A 17,696-nucleotide genomic window follows, 5' to 3' on the forward strand; every position below is an offset into this window, starting at 1 on the left:
CAAGAACGTATTCGTTCTCCGGAGACCTTGCTCAAAGCCGCTATCGGGGTCTTCCACAGCTAGCGGGTACAGCGCCAAAAAAATAGCACGCTCGCGCAGGAGATCACCTGACAAGGGATGTTACGGTGTCATGACCGTGTCATCGACCAGTGTAAAAATTGATTAAATTTACAACTGGAGTTGTGCATGACCCGTTCCCTTTCTGTTGCCTGCGTGGCCGTGCTGGCGCTGCTGTGCGCCTGCAGCAGCGACCACGACGCCGAGCCGGCGGTGGCGCCCCCGGTGGTGGTCGCGCCGCCCGTCGTGGCGGCCAATCCCAGCGTCGCCTTCATGACCGACGTCCACTTCGAAAACGTCTACGGCGACTTCAAAAGTGCGGCGTTTGCCGGTATCCCGACCAAGGATGGCAACAACGCGACCATTCGCACGATGTACGCGCAGCTGACGTCCACGCGCCTGTTCAACGAAAACTATTTCGCCTTCCGCGCCGCGCTCGACGACGCCTACGGCAAGGGCATTCGCCTGGTCGCGCTGCCGGGCGATTACTCGGACGACGCCCAGCCGATCAACATCGACGGCATCGCCGCCATCCTCAAGGAATACCAGGCCAAGGGCATGCGCTTCTTCCTGGCCCCGGGCAACCACGACCCGAACGAGCCATTCGACGACATGGAAGCGGGCAAGAGCGACTTTCTGACGAAAGACGGCAAGGAGCAGAAGGTGTTCGCCACCAATAATGCCGCCTGCAAGGCCAAGGACCCGGCGGTGGTCTGCACCGACCAGCTGATGGAGCAGGGCTACGAAAAACTGGTGGCCAAACTGGCCGACTTCGGCTTCATGCCGAACCAGGCCGACTTGCTGTGGGAAACGCCGTTCAGCAATTACAGCGGCGCCTACACGTATGCGCAGGCGGCCGCCCAGTCGGCCCTGCCGGGCCGTCGCTATGAAATTTGCGCCGAGGGTTCGGGCGGCGCGTACAAGGCTGCCGGCGAAGCAGCGCTCGGCAAGGCGTATAGCCGTTGCGCGCAGATGTTCGATACCAGCTACCTGGTCGAACCGGTCAAGGGTGTCTGGCTGCTGTCGATCGACGCCAACGTGTATGTTCCGAACGCGAAATTCGACCCGGCCAATCCGACCGTCTTTTCGGGCTACGACGGCGCCGGCAACGCAGGCTGGAACAAGGTCCAGACGCACAAGATGCACCTGATGGCATGGATCAAGGCCGTCTCGGCGCGCGCCAAGGCCGAGGGCAAGCAGTTGATGGCCTTCTCGCATTACCCGACCATGGATTTTTACGCCAACCAGACCGGCGCCATGAAAGCCGTGTTCAAGTCGGGCGCGTTCCAGACCGCGCGCGTGCCGGACAGCGCCACCAGCGCCGCCGTCGCCGCCACCGGCCTGCGCCTGCACGTCGGAGGCCACATGCACTTCAACGGCACCAACGATTACACGGATGCTGCGGGCAATTACCTGGCCAACGTCCAGTCGCCGTCGCTGGCCGTGTATGGCGCGGCGTACAAGATCGTCACCTACAAGGACATCGATACGGTCGACGTCCAGACCGTGCCGCTGACGGCTGTGCCGCGCTATAACGAGCTGTTTCCGTACTACCAGGTCGAACATGGCTACCTGACCGGCAGCACGCTGCCTGCCGATGTGGCCAAGCGCTGGGACCGCGCGATTCTCGATACGCTGTCGTACGGCGAATTCACCCGCCATTACTTCGGCGAGCTGTCGCGCCTGCGCTTCATGGACGAGTACTGGCCGTGCGAGATGAAGGAAGCGGCCACCAGCCTGAATGCGCGCCAGATGCTGATTCTGTCGCAACTGCAAACCAGCGTCACGCTGGCCCAGTTGAAGGATGCGCCTGGCGTGCTGCCCTTGACCGCCAACTGCGCGGCAGCGGGCGTCGCATCCGGCACCGCGGTCCCGGCGGCCACCCTGGCCAGCGACTGGGCGGCAGCAACCGTGCGTGCCGAATTGCTGGCCAACGCCGCCGGGCTGAAGCTGGATGATTTCGCGAAGATCACGGCCTACGAGTTCCACGGCGACTTCCACCGCACCGTGTATGCGGGCGAACTGGCCCTGCGCGACATGGGTCTGGCGCGCGTGAACCAGTACAAGGTGCTGATGGCGGCGTTCCCGGCCAATCCCGCACCCATCGTCCGTATCGGCGACCTGCCGTCGGACCAGAATGCGGTGCACGTGGCCTTCCAGAACCAGTTCAAGCAGGTGTTTTCGATCATGAAGGGCCTTGGGTCGGCCAAGCCGAGCGACCATTTCACGATCGACCTGAAGGGCAAGAAGATCAGTAACGCTAACAGCAATGGCTTGAGCTTCAACTAAAGCAGGCAAACGCAGGTGCGCTAGTGCCGCACCTGCGCATAACTGGCCACCTCATCGCCCGGAATGGCGCGCTGGTACAAGAAACCCTGGTACATGAAGCAGCCGGCCGCCGATAAAAAATCGCGCTGGCCCAGCGTTTCGACGCCTTCGGCCACCACCTGGAAACCCAGGCTGCCGCCGAGCGCGATGATCGATTTCACCACCGAGGCGTCGTTGTTATTGGTGAGCACGTCCTTCATGAAGCTGTGGTCGATTTTCAGCTGGTCGAGTGGCAGCTTGCGCAGATAAGTCAGCGACGAGTAGCCGGTGCCGAAATCGTCCAGCGAAAACTGCAGGCCCAGCGTTTTCAGGTCGAGCATCTTGGCGGCGGTGTTGCCGATGTCGGCCACCAATAAACTTTCAGTCAGCTCGAGTTTGAGTTTGGTCGGGTCGGCGCCGCTGGCGCGAATGATCTGGCGCGCCCGCGCGACGTAATTGGTTTCAAAGAACTGGCGTGCGCTGACGTTCACCGAGACCGTCAGCCGGCGCGTTTCGGCATGGTGCTGCCACTGCGCCAGCTGGGCGCAGGCGGTGCCCAGCACCCAGTTGCCGATGTCGACGATCAGGCCGGTTTCTTCGGCGGTCTTGATGAAGCTGTCGGGCAGGGTGAGGTTGACGCCGTCGCGGCGCCAGCGCAGCAGCGCCTCGGCGCCGGTGACCTGGCCGGTGGCGTCGAGCTGGGGCTGGTAATGCAGCACGAACTGCTGCCTGGCGATCGCTTCGCGCAGCGCGTTCTCCAGTTCGATCCGTTCGTTCAGGGCGGTGTGCATGCCTGGGTCGAAAAAACGGAAGGCGCTGCCACCCGATTTTTTCGCTTCGTACATTGCCACATCGGCTTGCTGCAAGGTCGACTCGACCGTGTTCTGGGCGCCGCTGTACAAGCTGATGCCGATGCTGGCCGACAGATCGTGCACGCAGTTGGCCAGGCGGAAGGACGGCGTCAGGGCCAGCAGAATTTTGCGCGCCACCGCTTCGGCCTGGTGCGCGGCCGCCTCGAACGTTTCGTTGCCCGGCTCGATGAGCACGATGAATTCGTCGCCACCCAGGCGCGCCACCTGGTCCACCGCGCGCACCGCGTGCAGCAGGCGCTGGGCCACGGCGCGCAGCAGTTCGTCGCCGGCGGCGTGGCCACGGGTGTCGTTCAGTTGCTTGAAATTGTCGAGGTCACAGAACAGCAGGGCGCCGATCTTGCCGCTGCGCGTGCTTGCCAGCAGTACCTGGCGCAGGTGATCGAGCAGGTTGGAGCGGTTTGGCAACTCGGTCAGCGCATCGAGGAAGGCCAGCCTGTGCATCTTCGCTTCGTTATGTTTGCGCTCGCCGATGTCGATGCTGGAAAGGAGGATTTTTTGCGTGCTGGTACTGCCGGCCTCGGGCGTGAGCAGCGTCCAGCGCATTTCCGTGTCGAGCGGCGTGCCATCGCGCCGCGCGTGTGTGAGTTCACCGATCCACTCGCCGTCGGTCAGGCACGCCAGGTAGGCGGCGTGGTCTGTGTTCAGTTCGGGCGACAGCAGCGCATCGGCGCGCCGGTTGATCGCTTCCAGTGCGGACCAGCCGAACAAGCGCTCGGCGCCCTTGTTCCAGTAGGTGATGCGGCAATCCATGTCGATCACGACGATCGCGTCGTGCGCCTTGTCCAGCAGCGAGGCCTGCTCGAGCATGCGGCTGTCGGCCAGTTTCAGGCGCGTAATGTCGGCGATGAAGCCTTCCAGCGCAATCACCTCGCCGGCCGCGTCGCGTAGCGCGTCACCCTGTTCCCATACCCAGCGCGCCTCGCCGCCGGCCGCGAGGATGCGGTAGCTTAGCTGGAACGGGCGCTGGTCGCGCAGGGCCGCCGCGAGCTGTTGGTCGGCCGCGGCGCGGTCTTCGGGATGGACGATGCTGGCATATCTGCGGGCAGGGGAGCCGGTGAAGGCGCTGGCGCCGTAGCCGGTGAGCTTGTGCACGCCGTCGCTGACAAACGCAAAGCGCGACCGGTCAGCGCCATTGCAGCGGTACACGGCGCCGGGTAAATTGCGCAGCAGAAGGTCGAGCGAGATCGCGGCCTGCGCGCCATCGCTCACTGCGTTTTGCCGGCCGTCACTCATCGCACAGGTCCCCACGAAGCGAATTTACGTAGGGCTTTTTCTTCTACGCAAAGTCGCTCCAGTGTAGCACCGTTAAACCCGCGCTTTGATCCAGATCGTGACCGGCAAGGCCGGTTCAGAATATTCCTACAGCTCAGCTGTTTCCGCGCACAGGCCGACCTGATCGACGTGGACCGGCTGCGCGCCGGCGGCCAGCATGGCGGCAATCGCGCGTTCCCCGTCGCCGGGGTGGACCTCGACCGCGCGGATGGCGTCGACGACCAGCAGCGCCGCAAACCCCTCTGCCAGCGCGTCGCGGGCGGTATTGAGGACGCAGTAATCGGTGGCCAGGCCGCAGACGGCCACGCGCGCGATGCCGCGCGCGCGCATCTGCTCGCCCAGGCCGGTGCCGTTGAAGGCGGAATACGCATCCTTTTCCACGGTGGTCGCTTTCGATATCACCAGCGCGAACTGTTCAATGGGAATGGCCGCCGCAAACGCCGCCCCGCCCGAGCCGGCAATGCAGTGGATCGGCCACGGGCCACCCTGCTGCGTGAACGAACAATGTCCTACCGGATGCCAGTCGCGCGAGGCGTAGATCGGCAAGCCGTGGCTTTGATATAGATCAATGAGCTGTTGGATCGGCGCGACGACTTCATCGCCTTGCGGCACGCCCAGCGCGCCGCCGGGCAGGAAATCGTTTTGCAGGTCGACGATGATCAGGGCGTCGGCCGGGGTCAGGGCGATCGGGTTCATGGGGCCAGGCTCCTTGCAGGTGAAGATTCCAGCGTAACACGTCCGAGCAGGTCGGCGCGCGGCGGGTCCCAGCGTGGCAGCCAGGCCGGGCAGGGTGTGCCGGCGCGGGCCGCGTAGTCGATGCTGGAAAAATTCGTCGCGCCCAGGTTGCCGAAGCGCAGGTCGGTGGCGCTGTCCGGGTCGACCAGGGGCATGCGCGCAAAGCGCAGCCAGGCGTCGACGTGGCAATTGGTCTGGCGCAGGTGTTTTAAATCAGCCAGGCTGGCCTGGACGCTGCTGAACAAGGCGACGCCGGGCACGCCGGCCGGCGCGGCGCCGCCGGCCAGTTTGGGCGGGCAACTGCTGGTGGGCAGCACGGATTCGTCCAGGCTGAGCACGCCGCGCCGCAGGCGGTAAGTGCCGTGCGCAGCGTCGCTCTCGACGCTGACAAACGACCAGCAGACCGGGTTGGCGGGAAACGGCGTCATGGCTGCATCGAGCAGCGTGCTGGCGCCATCCTGCTGCGCCAGGTGCGCTGCCACCGTGTTTCTGGCTGCTTGGCTCATGCTCGCCTGCAGGCCGATCCAGGCCAGCGCCAGCACGCTGCCGGTCAGCAGCGCACGGCGGCCCCTGGCCACGGCCAGCGCCGCCACGGCCAGCAGGGCCAGCGATGGCCATAACAGGAAACCGGCGGCCGTGCAGCCGATCAGGATTGCTGCCAGCAAGGCAAGCAGGCCGATGCGCACGGCCGGGCGCTGGATTTGCAGGATCAAGGGCACGCCCAGCAACACCCAGAACACCGGTTCGATGATGTACAGGACGTCGCCATACAGCCAGCGGGCGTCGACCGGCGCGAACGGATGCAGGCCGTAGGAATTCAGATAATCCATGCCGAGGTGCAGCAGCAAGCCCAGGCCTGCCGCGATGGCGACGCCCTTGCGCGCAGCCGCGCTGACCCGCAGCAGATTGCGCGCGGCCGGCCACAGCAGCCACAGCAGGGCGACCAGCAGCAGCATTTGCGGGATTGCGAAAAGCACGGTGTGGGTGTGGCCGCGGTGCTCCAGCAGGTAGCCGAGCGGGCGCGACAAAAACGGCATGAACACCAGGTCGATGTCGGGGAAGTTACTCGCCAGCGCGCCCGTGACCAGCAGCAGGCGATGGCGCGCCCGGGCGCGTTCCGGGGTGGGTTCGGCGGGAAGGGCGCGATCAATCAGCTCACCGGCGGCCAGGCCGATGATCGAATGGGTCAGGTTATCCATGACACTTTCAAGGCGAGTGTGCCGGTCAGCCCTTCCGGCAAATCCAGCGCAAACACCTGGCATTGCGCCAGGAGGGGATTGGCGTCCCATTCGCCCAGTTCGATGCCCAGGCATTTCAGGCGCGCTTCGTGGTCGGTCCAGGCCGCGGTGAAGACGGCAGGGCGGGCCTGCGGTTCGGCCACTGTCAGGGCTTGCGCCGCCTCCGGCCCGAGATAGTCGAGCGCGACGGCCAGCGCATCGGCGGGCAATTGGGTGTCCAGCATGTCGACGCCGATCGGCCCGTGCAGGTTGATGGCGGCAATCGACAGCGCCGCTTCGTGGCTGATCGACAAGCCGATGCGCTGGCCATCGGCGCCCAGCGCCCACGGCGCTTCACCGCTGTCACCATGCAGCGTGACGGCGTTGCCCGTGAGAGCCAGCAAGGCGTCGTGGATGGCTTCGCGGATGCGCACGCGCGCGCGCGCGCGGTCGCCGTCGCCCTCGATACCGATGACGAGCACCCCCTCAGGGGCGATCAGTGCCGTGAAGGGCCACCAGTGGACTGGCGTCCTCATGCTGTCGCAGGCGCCGCAGGGCAGCCTTCCCAGCGGGTGGCGGCGGGGATGTTTTCGCCCTTCATGACCAGTGTCAGCGGACCCAGGCGGGCATTGTCGCCCACCTTCGCGCTGTACAGCACGGCGCTGCGCGGGCCCAGGTAGACGCGGCTGCCGATCTCGACGGTGTCGATCTTCATGACGCGGTCCTCGAACAGGTGGGTTTGCGGGCAGGCCAGGGCATTGAGTTCGCTGTAGTCGCCGATGCGCACGCAGTCGAACTCGGTGATGTCGGTGGTATCCAGGTACACCCCTTTGCCGATTTTGCAGCCCATTAAATTGAATGCCAGCGGCAACCACGGCGTGCCGCGCAGGTAGCGCATGAAGTTCGGCACCGCAATGCCTTCGTACAGATTGGTCACGCCTTCAGACAGCCAGACGAACGGCGTCCACATCGGCTCGGCGCGCTTGCGATAGCGGCCCAGCAGCAGCCATTTGAGCAGCAGCACCACCACGAAATTGCCCACGCCATAGGCCAGGCCGACAATCGCCAGGTACCAGACCACTTGTCCCCACATGCCGGAGCCGGCCAGCGGCATCAGGTCCAGCACCACGGTGTAGCCGACCGCGATGACCACCGCGTGCGGCGCCGTGATGCGGAACGCTTCGACCAGCGCGCGGCCCAGGCGGCGCAGCGGGGACGGGTGGTACGTTAAATGCTCCGGATAGCCGGCCACCGTTTCGCGCGCCGGCAGGTGAATCGGCGGCGAGCCCAGCCAGGTGTCGCCGGCTTGCATCTTGCCGTTGGCAGGCGCATGGGTGTGTACGCCGACCAAGACGCCTTCGGGCAGGATGGTGCCATCCGGGACGTAACTGCCATTGCCGACGAAACTGCGGTTCGACACCACGGTGGGCTGCATCGTCATCCAGCCGCCATCGATCTGTTCGTCGCCCAGCATGACGGCGTCGGCGATGAAGGTTTCGTCGCCCAGCGTCAGCATGTCCGGCACCACGCCCAGCGCCGTGGAAATTTCCGCATCCTTGCCGACTTTCGCGCCCAGCAGGCGGTACCAGAACGGCGCATACACGGTCGCGTAAATGCCGTGCAACACGTTCAGGCTCGATTCCTGGATGTGGCTGACCAGCCACTTGGCGCAGTAGGTATTGCTGTGCACGGCCGAGCGACCCGGTTCCAGGCGTGGCAGCACGCCCCAGCGGATGCCGGCCGAGACCAGCGCCGTCAGGACGATCAGCACGGCGCTGGCCGGGAAGGCCAGCAGGAAATAGCGCGCCAGCTGCGACGCGATATCCGTGCCCAGCAGGAAGGGCAGGGTGTCGGCGTCGTCGAGCCAGTCGATCAGGACGAAGGTCGGGAACACCGGCATGAAGAACAGCGTGGCGATCAGGATGATGCCGAACACGAAATACACCGCTTCGCCGCTCAGGCGCAGGCGGCTTGGGACCGGCCGCGGCGGCAGGGTGCTGGTGTAGGCACCGGCGTCGCGCCCGGGCGAACCGGCCCAGACGCGGCCATCGGGCACGCGCGTGCCATCGGCCAGCGCGCACTGGCCCTCGACGTGACCGAGTAGCCCGACCGCCACATTGCCTTCCAGCACAGCATACGAACTGACGCTGGCGTCGTCCCCCAGCACGATCGGCCCCAGGATCAAACGGCCCCTTTCGACGCGGGCATTTTCAAAATTGACGGCGTTGCCGATGCTGACGTTGTTGCCGATCGTGACCAGTTCCGGCGCCCGCACCGTGATCGAGCCGATCACGACGTCGTGGCCGACCTGTGCGCCGAGTGCGCGCAGCCACCAGTTGTACAGCGAGGAACCGGACAGCAAATACGATGGCGCCGATTCGATCAGGCGGTCGCCCAGCCACCAGCGGTAGTAGGTGAGACCCCACAGCGGATAGGAACCGGCTTGCAGATTGCCGGAAATGAGCCGCTTGCCGACGATGGCCACGGCAAACTCCGCGATGGTGCTGATCAGGAAAGTGAGGATCGAGACGCCGATGGCCAGCGCGACCGAGTCGCCCGGCGAACCGGTCAGGAAGTGGTAGGTGAAGAACGGCGCCAGCCACTGGGCCATGCGCAGGGTGACCAGCGCCGGCACCACGGCCAGCTGGGCCACGCCGCAGGTCCAGCGTTGCCAGCCTGGCGGCGGGGTCCAGTCTGCTTCAAGGGGCGCCGCCGTGAACGACGCACCGAGCACCTCGGCGATCTTGCCAATGGTGCGCTGCTGATAGATGTCGCGCACGGTGACGTGGGCGAAGCGCGGGTCAGCGCGCAGGGCGCTGGCCAGGCGCGCGGCAAAGAACGAGTGGCCGCCCAGGTCGCTGAAGAAATCGAGTTCGCGCCGGATGCCCTGGCCCGGGAACAAGTGCGCCAGGGCGGCAAACAGGGCTTCCTCGAACGGGGTGTCGGGCAGGTCCGAGGCGGCCGCGTCGGCGGCTAGCGGGACCGACAGCGGCAGCGCTTTGAGCGCTTTCCGGTCGATCTTGCCGGAGGTCAGGCGTGGCATGACCGTCATCGGCTCGAAGCGGCTCGGCACCATGTACGGCGGCAGGCGCGTGGCCAGCGCGGCGCGCAAGGTGGCGGGGGCCAGCGCGCTCGGGCCAGCCGAGTTCGATGCGACCAGATACGCCACCAGGCGGTCGATGCCATCGTCCTTGCGCAACAGCACGGCGACGGTGCCGACGCCTTCCTGCTGCGCCAGCAGGGTTTCGATCTCGCCCAGTTCGACCCGAAAACCGCGGATCTTGACCTGGTCATCGGTGCGGCCGAGGCAATTGACTTGCCCGTCGTCTTCGATGCGCGCCAGGTCGCCGGTGCGGTACAGGCGCGCGTCGTGCATGCCAGAGGCCCACGGGTTGACCAGGAATTTCTCGCTGGTCAGGTCGGGACGTCCCAGGTAGCCGGCGGACAGACCGGGACCGGTGATGCACAGCTCGCCCGTCTGGCCGCGCGGCAGCAGGACCAGCCCGCTGGCCGGATCGACGTTATTCTCACCTTCGGCGCTGATGACCAATAGCCCGTAGTTCGGCAGCGGCGTGCCGATCGTGATCGGCTGGCCCGGCACCAGCGTCGCCAGGCTGGCCGACACCGTCGTTTCGGTCGGACCGTAGGTATTGAACATCTGCCGGCCGGGACGCGAGAACCGTTCGACCAGCGACTCCGGGCACATTTCGCCGCCCAGGTTAATCAGGCGCAGCGAGTCGACGTCGGTGCTGAACAGGGCGAGCAGGGTCGGTACCGCATGCAGCACGGTGACGCCGTTTTCTTGCAACAAACGCGGCAGCGCTTCCGGGTCGCCGGCGCTTTCTTTTGGTCCCAGCCAGAGCGTGGCGCCGACCAGGTAGGCGATCCAGATTTCTTCGAACGACATGTCGAAGGCCACCGAAAAGCCCTGGTAGACGGTGTCGCTGGCCTGCACGCCGAGCACCTGGTTTTCGCTGCGCAAGAAGTGACAAATGCTGCGCTGGCTGATCAGGATGCCTTTCGGCTTGCCGGTCGAGCCGGACGTATAAATGACGTAGGCGGGCAGGTCGGGCGAAACGGCGCCGCGCACCTGCACGACTTCGCCCGGCGCCAGCGGCGCCAGCAGGGTTTCCGCCTGCCAGCACGGTGTGGCCAGGCGCGGCGCGAAAGCCGCACTGGTGACCACGCCGACTGCGGCGGCATCGTCCATGCACACGGCCAGGCGCTCGACCGGCGTGTCTTCATCGATTGGCAACCACGCCGCGCCAGCCTTGGCGATGGCCGCCTGCATCACCAGCAGGTCGATCCCGCGTGGCATCCACAGGCCCACCATCGCGCCCGGTTGCACGCCGCCCGCGATCAGGCGCGAGGCCGCGACGCTGGCCAGCTGGTCGAGTTCGGCGTAGCTGATGCGGCGCGTGCCGCTGACCAGAGCGATTTGTGACGGCGTGCGCTGCGCGCTCGCTTCAAGCAAATCGGCGAGGATCTCTTCACGCAGCAATGACGGGCATTGCGGACCGTACAGGATGTCGGCGTGCCGTACTTCTGGGGAGAGATCGTTCATCGACGGCAGAGGAAATAACTAAGGGGAAATTGAGTTTGATACATGGACGACAGCGTACAACATTTCCTTGGGTAATAAGGGCGCACACCAGATATATTCCTGGGTGTGCGCAGCGCCTCACAGCGCGCAAGCGGCGTATGCTAGACAAAAAAACAAACAAGGAGATCATGCAATGACACCCACCCAGCGTTTCGTCGCGGCGCGCGATTTTTTGCAGCAGCACCGGCTCGACTACGACACGGCTTATCGCGATTACCATGCGCCCGAACTCGATGAATTCAACTGGGCGCTCGATTATTTCGACGTGCAGGCACACGGCAACAACGCCGCCGCGCTGTGGGTGGTGGCCGACGATGGCAGCGAGCAAAAAATCAGCTACGCCGCCATGGCGGCGCGCTCGAACCAGGTCGCGAACCATTTGCGGGCGCTGGGCGTGCGGCGCGGCGACCGCGTCATGCTGATGTTGCCGAACCGCGTAGAGCTGTGGGAGACCATGCTGGCGGGTATCAAACTCGGTGCGGTGCTGGTGCCGACTACCATGCTGGTGGCGAGCGCCGACCTGGTCGACCGCATGGCGCGCGGCAAGGTGCGCCACGTGATCGTGCAATCATCGGAGACCGCCAAGTTCATTGGCGTCGCGGGCGATTACACGCGCATTGCGGTGGGAGCACCTGTGGCCGGCTGGCACGATTTTGCGGCGTCGGGCGATGCAGGCGCGGCATTTCAACCTGACGGCGCCACGCTGGCCAGCGACCCGCTGCTGCTGTATTTCACGTCCGGCACCACCGCGCAGCCCAAGCTGGTGCTGCACAGCCACCAGAGTTATCCTGTGGGCCATTTATCCACCATGTACTGGATCGGCCTGCAGCCGGGCGACGTGCACTGGAACATCAGCTCGCCCGGCTGGGCCAAGCACGCGTGGAGCTGCTTTTTCGCGCCGTGGAATGCGGGCGCCACCGTGTTTGTTTATAACTACGAACGCTTCAGCGCGGCCGGCGCGCTGGGCATGATCGCGCGCTGCGGCGTGACCTCGCTGTGCGCCCCACCGACCGTCTGGCGCATGATGATCAAGGAAGATTTAACCGGCTGGAAGCTGCCGCTGCGTGAACTGGTCGGTGCCGGGGAACCTTTGAACCCGGAAGTCATCGAACAGGTAGAACGGGCGTGGGGCATTCGCATCCGCGACGGCTTCGGCCAGTCCGAAACCACGGCGCAAATTGGCAACACGCCGGGGCAATTGCTGAAACCCGGTTCGATGGGGCGTCCGCTGCCGGGGTACCGCATCGCCTTGCTCGACGCCTACGATGCGCCGGCCGTCGAGGGCGAAATTTGCGTTCTGCTCGACCCCGCGCCGCAGGGGCTGATGTTGTGTTACGAGGGGGATGAAGAAAAGACAGCGGATGTCATGCGCGACGGCCACTACCATACGGGCGACACGGCCCTGGTCGACGCCGATGGCTACTATTTTTATGTGGGGCGCAACGACGACGTGTTCAAATCGTCCGACTACCGCATCAGCCCGTTCGAGCTGGAAAGCGTGCTGATCGAGCACGACGCTGTGCTGGAGGCCGCCATTGTGCCGAGCCCGGACGCCTTGCGCCTGTCGGTGCCGAAAGCGTTCATCACGTTGCGCGCTGGCGTGGCGCCGTCGCGCGACGTGGCAGCAGCAATTTTTGCGTTTGCACGCGCGCGGCTGGCGCCTTATCAACGCATCCGTCGGATCGAATTCACGGATTTGCCGAAGACGATCTCCGGCAAGATCCGCCGGGTCGAGTTGCGCCGCCAGGAAGAGAGCCGCGCAGGCGCCAGCACGACGGAGTTTCGCGAGGAAGAATGCAGCTAGTGTTCGATTCGAAAGGAGCGCAGCAATGCCGACTGTCAGGACGATCACCCCGTGCCTGTGGTTCGACGACCAGGCCGAAGAAGCTGCCCATTTTTATGTGGGCATCTTTCCGAATTCGCGGGTGACCTCCGTCACCCACTATGGCGACGCCGGGCGCGAAATCCACGGCCAGCCGCCGGGGCGTGTGATGGTGGCAGCGTTCGAGCTTGATGGCCAGGCCTTCACGGCCCTGAACGGCGGGCCGCTATTTACCTTTTCCGAGGCGCTCTCGTTCCAGGTCAGTTGCGACAACCAGACCGATATCGATTACTACTGGGACAGGCTGGGTGACGGCGGCGATGCGGCGGCGCGCCAGTGCGGCTGGCTCAAGGACCGCTTCGGGCTGTCGTGGCAAGTGGTGCCGCGCGCCATGGGGGCCCTCATGATGAGCACCGTGCCTGGCGCCCGCGAGCGGCTCATGAGCGCCATGTTGCGCATGCAGAAGTTGGACCTGGCGGCCCTGGAGGCAGCGGTGACGCCTTGACGAACGGGAATGCGCGGCCAGTTGCCGGGGCGCGTGATGCAACGCGCCCCTTGCAATATGGGTATGATGATAAAACCAGCCCTCACCACCGCCTCCCGATGACATCCTTGTCCACACCGTCCGCGCCAGCCAAACTTCCCGCCAGCAGCAAGCTCCCCATTTACGAAGTGCGCAAGTCACCCGTGCATGGCAACGGCGTATTCGCCCGCAGCCCGATTGCAGCGGGCGAAAAGATTATTGAATACCGCGGCGAGCGCATCGAATGGGACGTGGCAACCCAGCGCGCGCTCGATGGCGGCGGGCCGGTTGGCCACACCTTCTTCTTCACACTTGCCGACGGCCGCGTCATCGATGGCGGGCGACGCGGCAACGACGCGCGCTGGATCAACCACGCATGCGAACCGAATTGCGAAGCCTACGAAGATGCCGGCCGCGTGTACATCCACGCGCTGCACAACATCGACGCCGGCGACGAACTCAATTACAACTACGCCCTGGTGTACGACGCGCGCCATACGGCCGCGGTCAAAAAACAGTTCGCCTGCCGCTGCGGCGCCCCGAGTTGCAGCGGCACCATGCTGGCCCCGAAAAAACGCAAGGGGAAGGCATGAGCGCCCCGGTGGCCTACCAGCCGGTCGTGCGCAGCCTGCTTGAAACCGACCTGTATAAATTCACCATGTGGCAAGCGCTGCTGCACCGCCATCCGAACGCGCACGGTGAGTACGAGTTCAACTGCCGCAACACGCCGGCGTTTCCGCTGGCCGAACTGAAGGCCGAAGTCGAGCGCGAACTCGACCACCTGTGTTCCCTGTCGTTCGCTGACGACGAAGTGGCGTACATGCGCGGCCTGCGTTTCATTAAAAGCGATTTCGCCGACTTTTTGACGGTGTTTCGCTTCCAGCGTAAATTCATCACCGTCGGCACCGATGGACCCCACTTGACGATCCGCGTCAGCGGCCCGGTGGTGCACGTCATGGGTTTCGAAATCTACGTGCTGTACATCGTCAACGAGCTGTACTTTCGCCGCGTCGACCAGGCCGCGGCGCTGGCAGTGGCGCGCGAACGGCTGAACGAAAAACTCGAGCAGTTGCGCGCGTTTGCCAAAGAGCCGATGCGCCGCTCGCCGTTCGAATTCTTCGACTTCGGCGTGCGCCGCCGTTTTTCCGGCGCCTGGCAGGATGAAGTGGTGGCGACCCTCGCGCGCGAGGCGCCGGCCTATTTCAAGGGCACGTCCAACGTCTGGCTGGCCAAGAAATACAATCTGGTGCCGATCGGCACAATGGCCCACGAATACCTGCAGGCGTTCCAGTCGTTCGGTGTGCGCCTGCGCGATTTTCAGAAAGCGGCGCTGGAAGACTGGGTGCAGGAATACCGCGGCGACCTGGGCACGGCACTCACCGACGTGGTCGGCATGGACGCCTTCCTCGACGATTTCGATTTGTACTTTGCAAAATTGTTCGACGGTTTGCGCCACGATTCGGGTGACCCGGTCGAATGGGGTGAAAAGGCGCTGCGCCATTACGCCAGACTGCGCATCGATGCGCGCACCAAGCGCCTGGTGTTCTCCGATGGCCTGACGATGGACAGCGCGATGGACTTGTACCGCCACTTCTCCGACCGCGTCGTGTGCGGCTTCGGCATTGGCACCAAGCTGACCAATGACACCCAGCACCAGGCCCTGAACATCGTGATGAAGCTGGTGCGCTGTAATGGCCAGCCGGTTGCCAAGCTGTCCGATTCGCCGGGCAAGACCATGTGCCACGACGAGACTTTCCTGGCCTACCTGCGCCAGGTGTTTCACCGGCCGGCGGAGACGGTGACGGTGCCGCTCAAGTAGGCAGCAATGAAAACACCCGCGCAAGGCGGGTGTCATGGAGGCGACGTCGTAACTGGCTTACTTTGCCTTGCCCGGTTTCTTCGCCACGCGCGTCAAGGCCAGCAGCCCCAGGCCCAGCAAGCCCAGCGAACCTGGCTCCGGCACGTTTGATGGGGCATCCTTCAGGATCGCGATCGTGAAATAGCTCCTGTCGTTGAAATCGTTGTTACCCGACCAGATCCACTGCGCGCTGCTGCTGATGCCGGCCAGGCTGCCCCATGGCGCAACGCCATTCGCGCCATAGCTCGTGGTCGCGGTATAGGCACCGGTGAAACCGGTGGTGTTGGCCGTGATCAGGTTCGAGCCCGTCAGCAGTGATGTGGTGCCGTTGGCGAAATGGTAGCCGCTGTCAGCCAGCGAGAACGCACCGAGCATGCCAGCGACGCCGCCCTGGTCGTAGGCGGCGATGTGCAGGTAATACTGGGCGAGGGTGCCAAGGGTGACCGAACCGCGGGTGACGGTGTACCAGTCATTGGCGCTGCTGAACGTGGTGCCGAGGGTGTTGTTCGTCGTGGACAGGTAAGCCGAGAAACCATTGTCGACCGAAACCTTGGTCGTCAGCACGCCTGCCGTGGCGCTGGCGCACAGGGCAGCCGAGGCCGAGAGAACCAGGGCGGATTTGAGGAGAAGGCTGCGCAGGGTGTTGTTCATGATTTATCCAGGGTGAATGAGGCGATACGGCGATAAGAGCAATCGGCGTGCCAAGCATTTCCAAGGAGAAATCTATATTGAAATCAAGAACTTATAAAGTTTAGTGGAAATTCAACATAATTTTATGTAAGAAATTTCGACAATTGTCACATTTTTCGCCGCAATCTGACGACCCAGAACATGCCTCAGCAAAAAAAAGTTGCTGTCATCGGTCCAACGTTACGATGCGCCAGCATGCCGCTCTGCGTGTGCGCGTGTGACCATCACGCAAGGTGTTGCTTTTTTAACTCTGCTGCGCTGGGCCTGACGCGGCGCGCCGCCCAGGATCTTTCACGTCCACCAACTAGTTGGCGAAATGTGTGATTCATTTGCTATGCAGAGTTGACCAGATTGATAGGCTTTTGATTCTCCAGGAAGAATCCCGGGGCATAGAGAAAATAATTTGCTTTAAAAGCAATCAGTTGGAATCGTTGCAATAGACGGCAATTTGCCCGTGTAAAAATATCCGACAGATCTTTCACATAATATGCAATAAGACAACATTGCTGCGCGGATTCTTGCGGGTCAAGTCGCGCGTGACGCAGCTTGTCGATGCCGGCTTCCGGTGCCGGTCTGGCGCGTTTTGCGCGGTTTGTCCGGTTGCACCGCATTACGCAAGCGCTGCTGCAGCATCGCCAGCACCGCTGCTTCCTCCGGGGTCAAGGCGTGCAAATCGGCCACCATGGCGTGTTCGGAACTGGCGCGCAGGGCATCGAGTACATTGCCTTCCAAATAGGCCTCCAGCACGGCCGGATGGACATAACACTTGCGGCAGATTGACGGCGTGTTGCCCAGCCTGGCCGCCACCGATTCGATGGCCCGCACGATATTCTTCTTCGCTTGCGTCTCGGAATCGAACTTCTCGAATTCCTGCAAGGCCAGCGCAGCCAGCACGGTGCCCGACCAGGTACGGAAATCCTTGGCCGTGTACTCCTCGCCGGTGATGCTGCGCAGGTAGTCGTTGACGTCGGACGAGTCGACGCTGTGCCGTTCGCCCTCCTTGTCGAGGTACTGAAACAGTTCCTGGCCGGGCAGCTCGCGCGTGCGCGCGATGATCTTCGCGAGCCGCTTGTCATGCAGTTCGATGTCGTGGAATACCCCGCTCTTGCCGCGGAAACGGAAAGCGATGGCGCTGCCGTCGACCTTGACGTGGCGGTTATGCAGGGTGGTCAGCCCGAACGATTTATTCGTCCGAGCATATTCCTCGTTTCCGATTCGCATCATCGTCGCCTCCAGCAGATAGACGATGGTCGCCAGGACTTTTTCACGCGGCAGGCCTGGCAGTTTCAGGGCGCGGTCGACTTCCTTGCGGATGGCGGGCAGGGCGTTGCCGAAATTGAGCATGCGCTCGTACTTGACCTCGTCGCGCACGGTGCGCCACTTCGCATGGTAACGGTACTGTTTGCGGCCGCGCGCGTCGCGGCCGGTCGCTTGCAGGTGGCCATTCGCTTGCGGGCAAATCCAGACATCGGTCCAGGCCGGCGGAATGACCAGCGACTTGATGCGCGCCAGCGTCGCGCCATCCGTGACAGCGGCGCCGGCGGCATCGAAGAATTGCTTGCCTTCGCGGCGCATGCCCGGCCTGGTGTCGTTTACATAGCGCAGCCCGGCGGCCCTGGCGGCGGCCGGCGGATCGGCGTTGGGGATGGCGTTAGTGGCTTCAAATGAATCGTTCTGCATTGTCTCTCCTTCAGTTGCAGGAGATCCTACGCGGCTGGCGCGCCGCTACTGTTCGGGGCT

12 protein-coding genes are annotated in these 17,696 nt (G+C 64.0%); 5 read left to right on the top strand and 7 right to left on the bottom strand.

The window, feature by feature from the left end; genetic code table 11:
• The first annotated feature begins 186 nt into the window (after window positions 1-186).
• Window positions 187-2,346 (top strand): metallophosphoesterase, encoded by a 2,160-nt coding sequence (locus V6M87_RS12420; RefSeq protein WP_332876946.1) that lies wholly within the window; start codon window positions 187-189, stop codon window positions 2,344-2,346.
• A 20-nt stretch (window positions 2,347-2,366) separates the two neighbouring features.
• Here V6M87_RS12420 and V6M87_RS12425 read toward each other — a convergent pair whose 3' ends face one another.
• From V6M87_RS12425 to V6M87_RS12445, 5 genes are all read right to left on the bottom strand, one after another.
• Window positions 2,367-4,469, bottom strand: coding sequence for a putative bifunctional diguanylate cyclase/phosphodiesterase (locus V6M87_RS12425; protein WP_332876947.1), 2,103 nt, complete (start codon window positions 4,467-4,469; stop codon window positions 2,367-2,369).
• Window positions 4,470-4,595: 126 nt separating this feature from the next.
• Window positions 4,596-5,204, bottom strand: a complete 609-nt coding sequence (locus tag V6M87_RS12430; protein ID WP_332876948.1) for an isochorismatase family protein — start codon at window positions 5,202-5,204, stop codon at window positions 4,596-4,598.
• Entirely contained in the window at window positions 5,201-6,442 is a 1,242-nt protein-coding gene (locus tag V6M87_RS12435; protein ID WP_332876949.1) for a metal-dependent hydrolase, read from the bottom strand. Before V6M87_RS12435 ends, V6M87_RS12430 begins: the two co-directional genes overlap by 4 nt.
• Window positions 6,430-6,996, bottom strand: coding sequence for a 4-phosphopantetheinyl transferase (locus V6M87_RS12440; RefSeq protein WP_332876950.1), 567 nt, complete (start codon window positions 6,994-6,996; stop codon window positions 6,430-6,432). The genes V6M87_RS12435 and V6M87_RS12440 overlap by 13 nt, the downstream gene beginning before the upstream one ends.
• The gene (locus V6M87_RS12445) at window positions 6,993-11,024 is read right to left on the bottom strand and encodes a Pls/PosA family non-ribosomal peptide synthetase (RefSeq protein WP_332876951.1); all 4,032 of its coding nucleotides are present in this window, start codon (window positions 11,022-11,024) and stop codon (window positions 6,993-6,995) included. Before V6M87_RS12445 ends, V6M87_RS12440 begins: the two co-directional genes overlap by 4 nt.
• Window positions 11,025-11,196: 172 nt before the next feature.
• Between V6M87_RS12445 and V6M87_RS12450 the strand changes: the two genes are divergently transcribed.
• From V6M87_RS12450 to pncB, 4 genes are all read left to right on the top strand, one after another.
• On the top strand, window positions 11,197-12,867 hold the full coding sequence (locus tag V6M87_RS12450) for an AMP-binding protein (RefSeq protein ID WP_332876952.1): 1,671 nt from the start codon (window positions 11,197-11,199) through the stop codon (window positions 12,865-12,867).
• A gap of 25 nt (window positions 12,868-12,892) precedes the next feature.
• A complete protein-coding gene (locus tag V6M87_RS12455) occupies window positions 12,893-13,390 on the top strand; it encodes a VOC family protein (protein WP_332876953.1) in 498 nt (165 codons plus the stop codon).
• Window positions 13,391-13,488: 98 nt separating this feature from the next.
• A complete protein-coding gene (locus V6M87_RS12460) occupies window positions 13,489-14,001 on the top strand; it encodes an SET domain-containing protein (RefSeq protein ID WP_332876954.1) in 513 nt (170 codons plus the stop codon).
• The gene (gene pncB / locus V6M87_RS12465; RefSeq protein ID WP_332876955.1) at window positions 13,998-15,227 is read left to right on the top strand and encodes a nicotinate phosphoribosyltransferase; all 1,230 of its coding nucleotides are present in this window, start codon (window positions 13,998-14,000) and stop codon (window positions 15,225-15,227) included. The genes V6M87_RS12460 and pncB overlap by 4 nt, the downstream gene beginning before the upstream one ends.
• 57 nt (window positions 15,228-15,284) lie before the next feature.
• Here the strand turns inward: pncB and V6M87_RS12470 are convergent, their stop codons facing one another.
• The gene (locus V6M87_RS12470; RefSeq protein WP_332876956.1) at window positions 15,285-15,917 is read right to left on the bottom strand and encodes a PEP-CTERM sorting domain-containing protein; all 633 of its coding nucleotides are present in this window, start codon (window positions 15,915-15,917) and stop codon (window positions 15,285-15,287) included.
• 564 nt (window positions 15,918-16,481) lie between these two features.
• Window positions 16,482-17,636, bottom strand: a complete 1,155-nt coding sequence (locus V6M87_RS12475; RefSeq protein WP_332876957.1) for a DNA topoisomerase IB — start codon at window positions 17,634-17,636, stop codon at window positions 16,482-16,484.
• Window positions 17,637-17,696 lie beyond the last annotated feature (60 nt).

Origin of the sequence: Massilia sp. S19_KUP03_FR1, from assembly GCF_036688685.1 — a bacterium.
Lineage (GTDB): Bacteria > Pseudomonadota > Gammaproteobacteria > Burkholderiales > Burkholderiaceae_D > JALYUM01.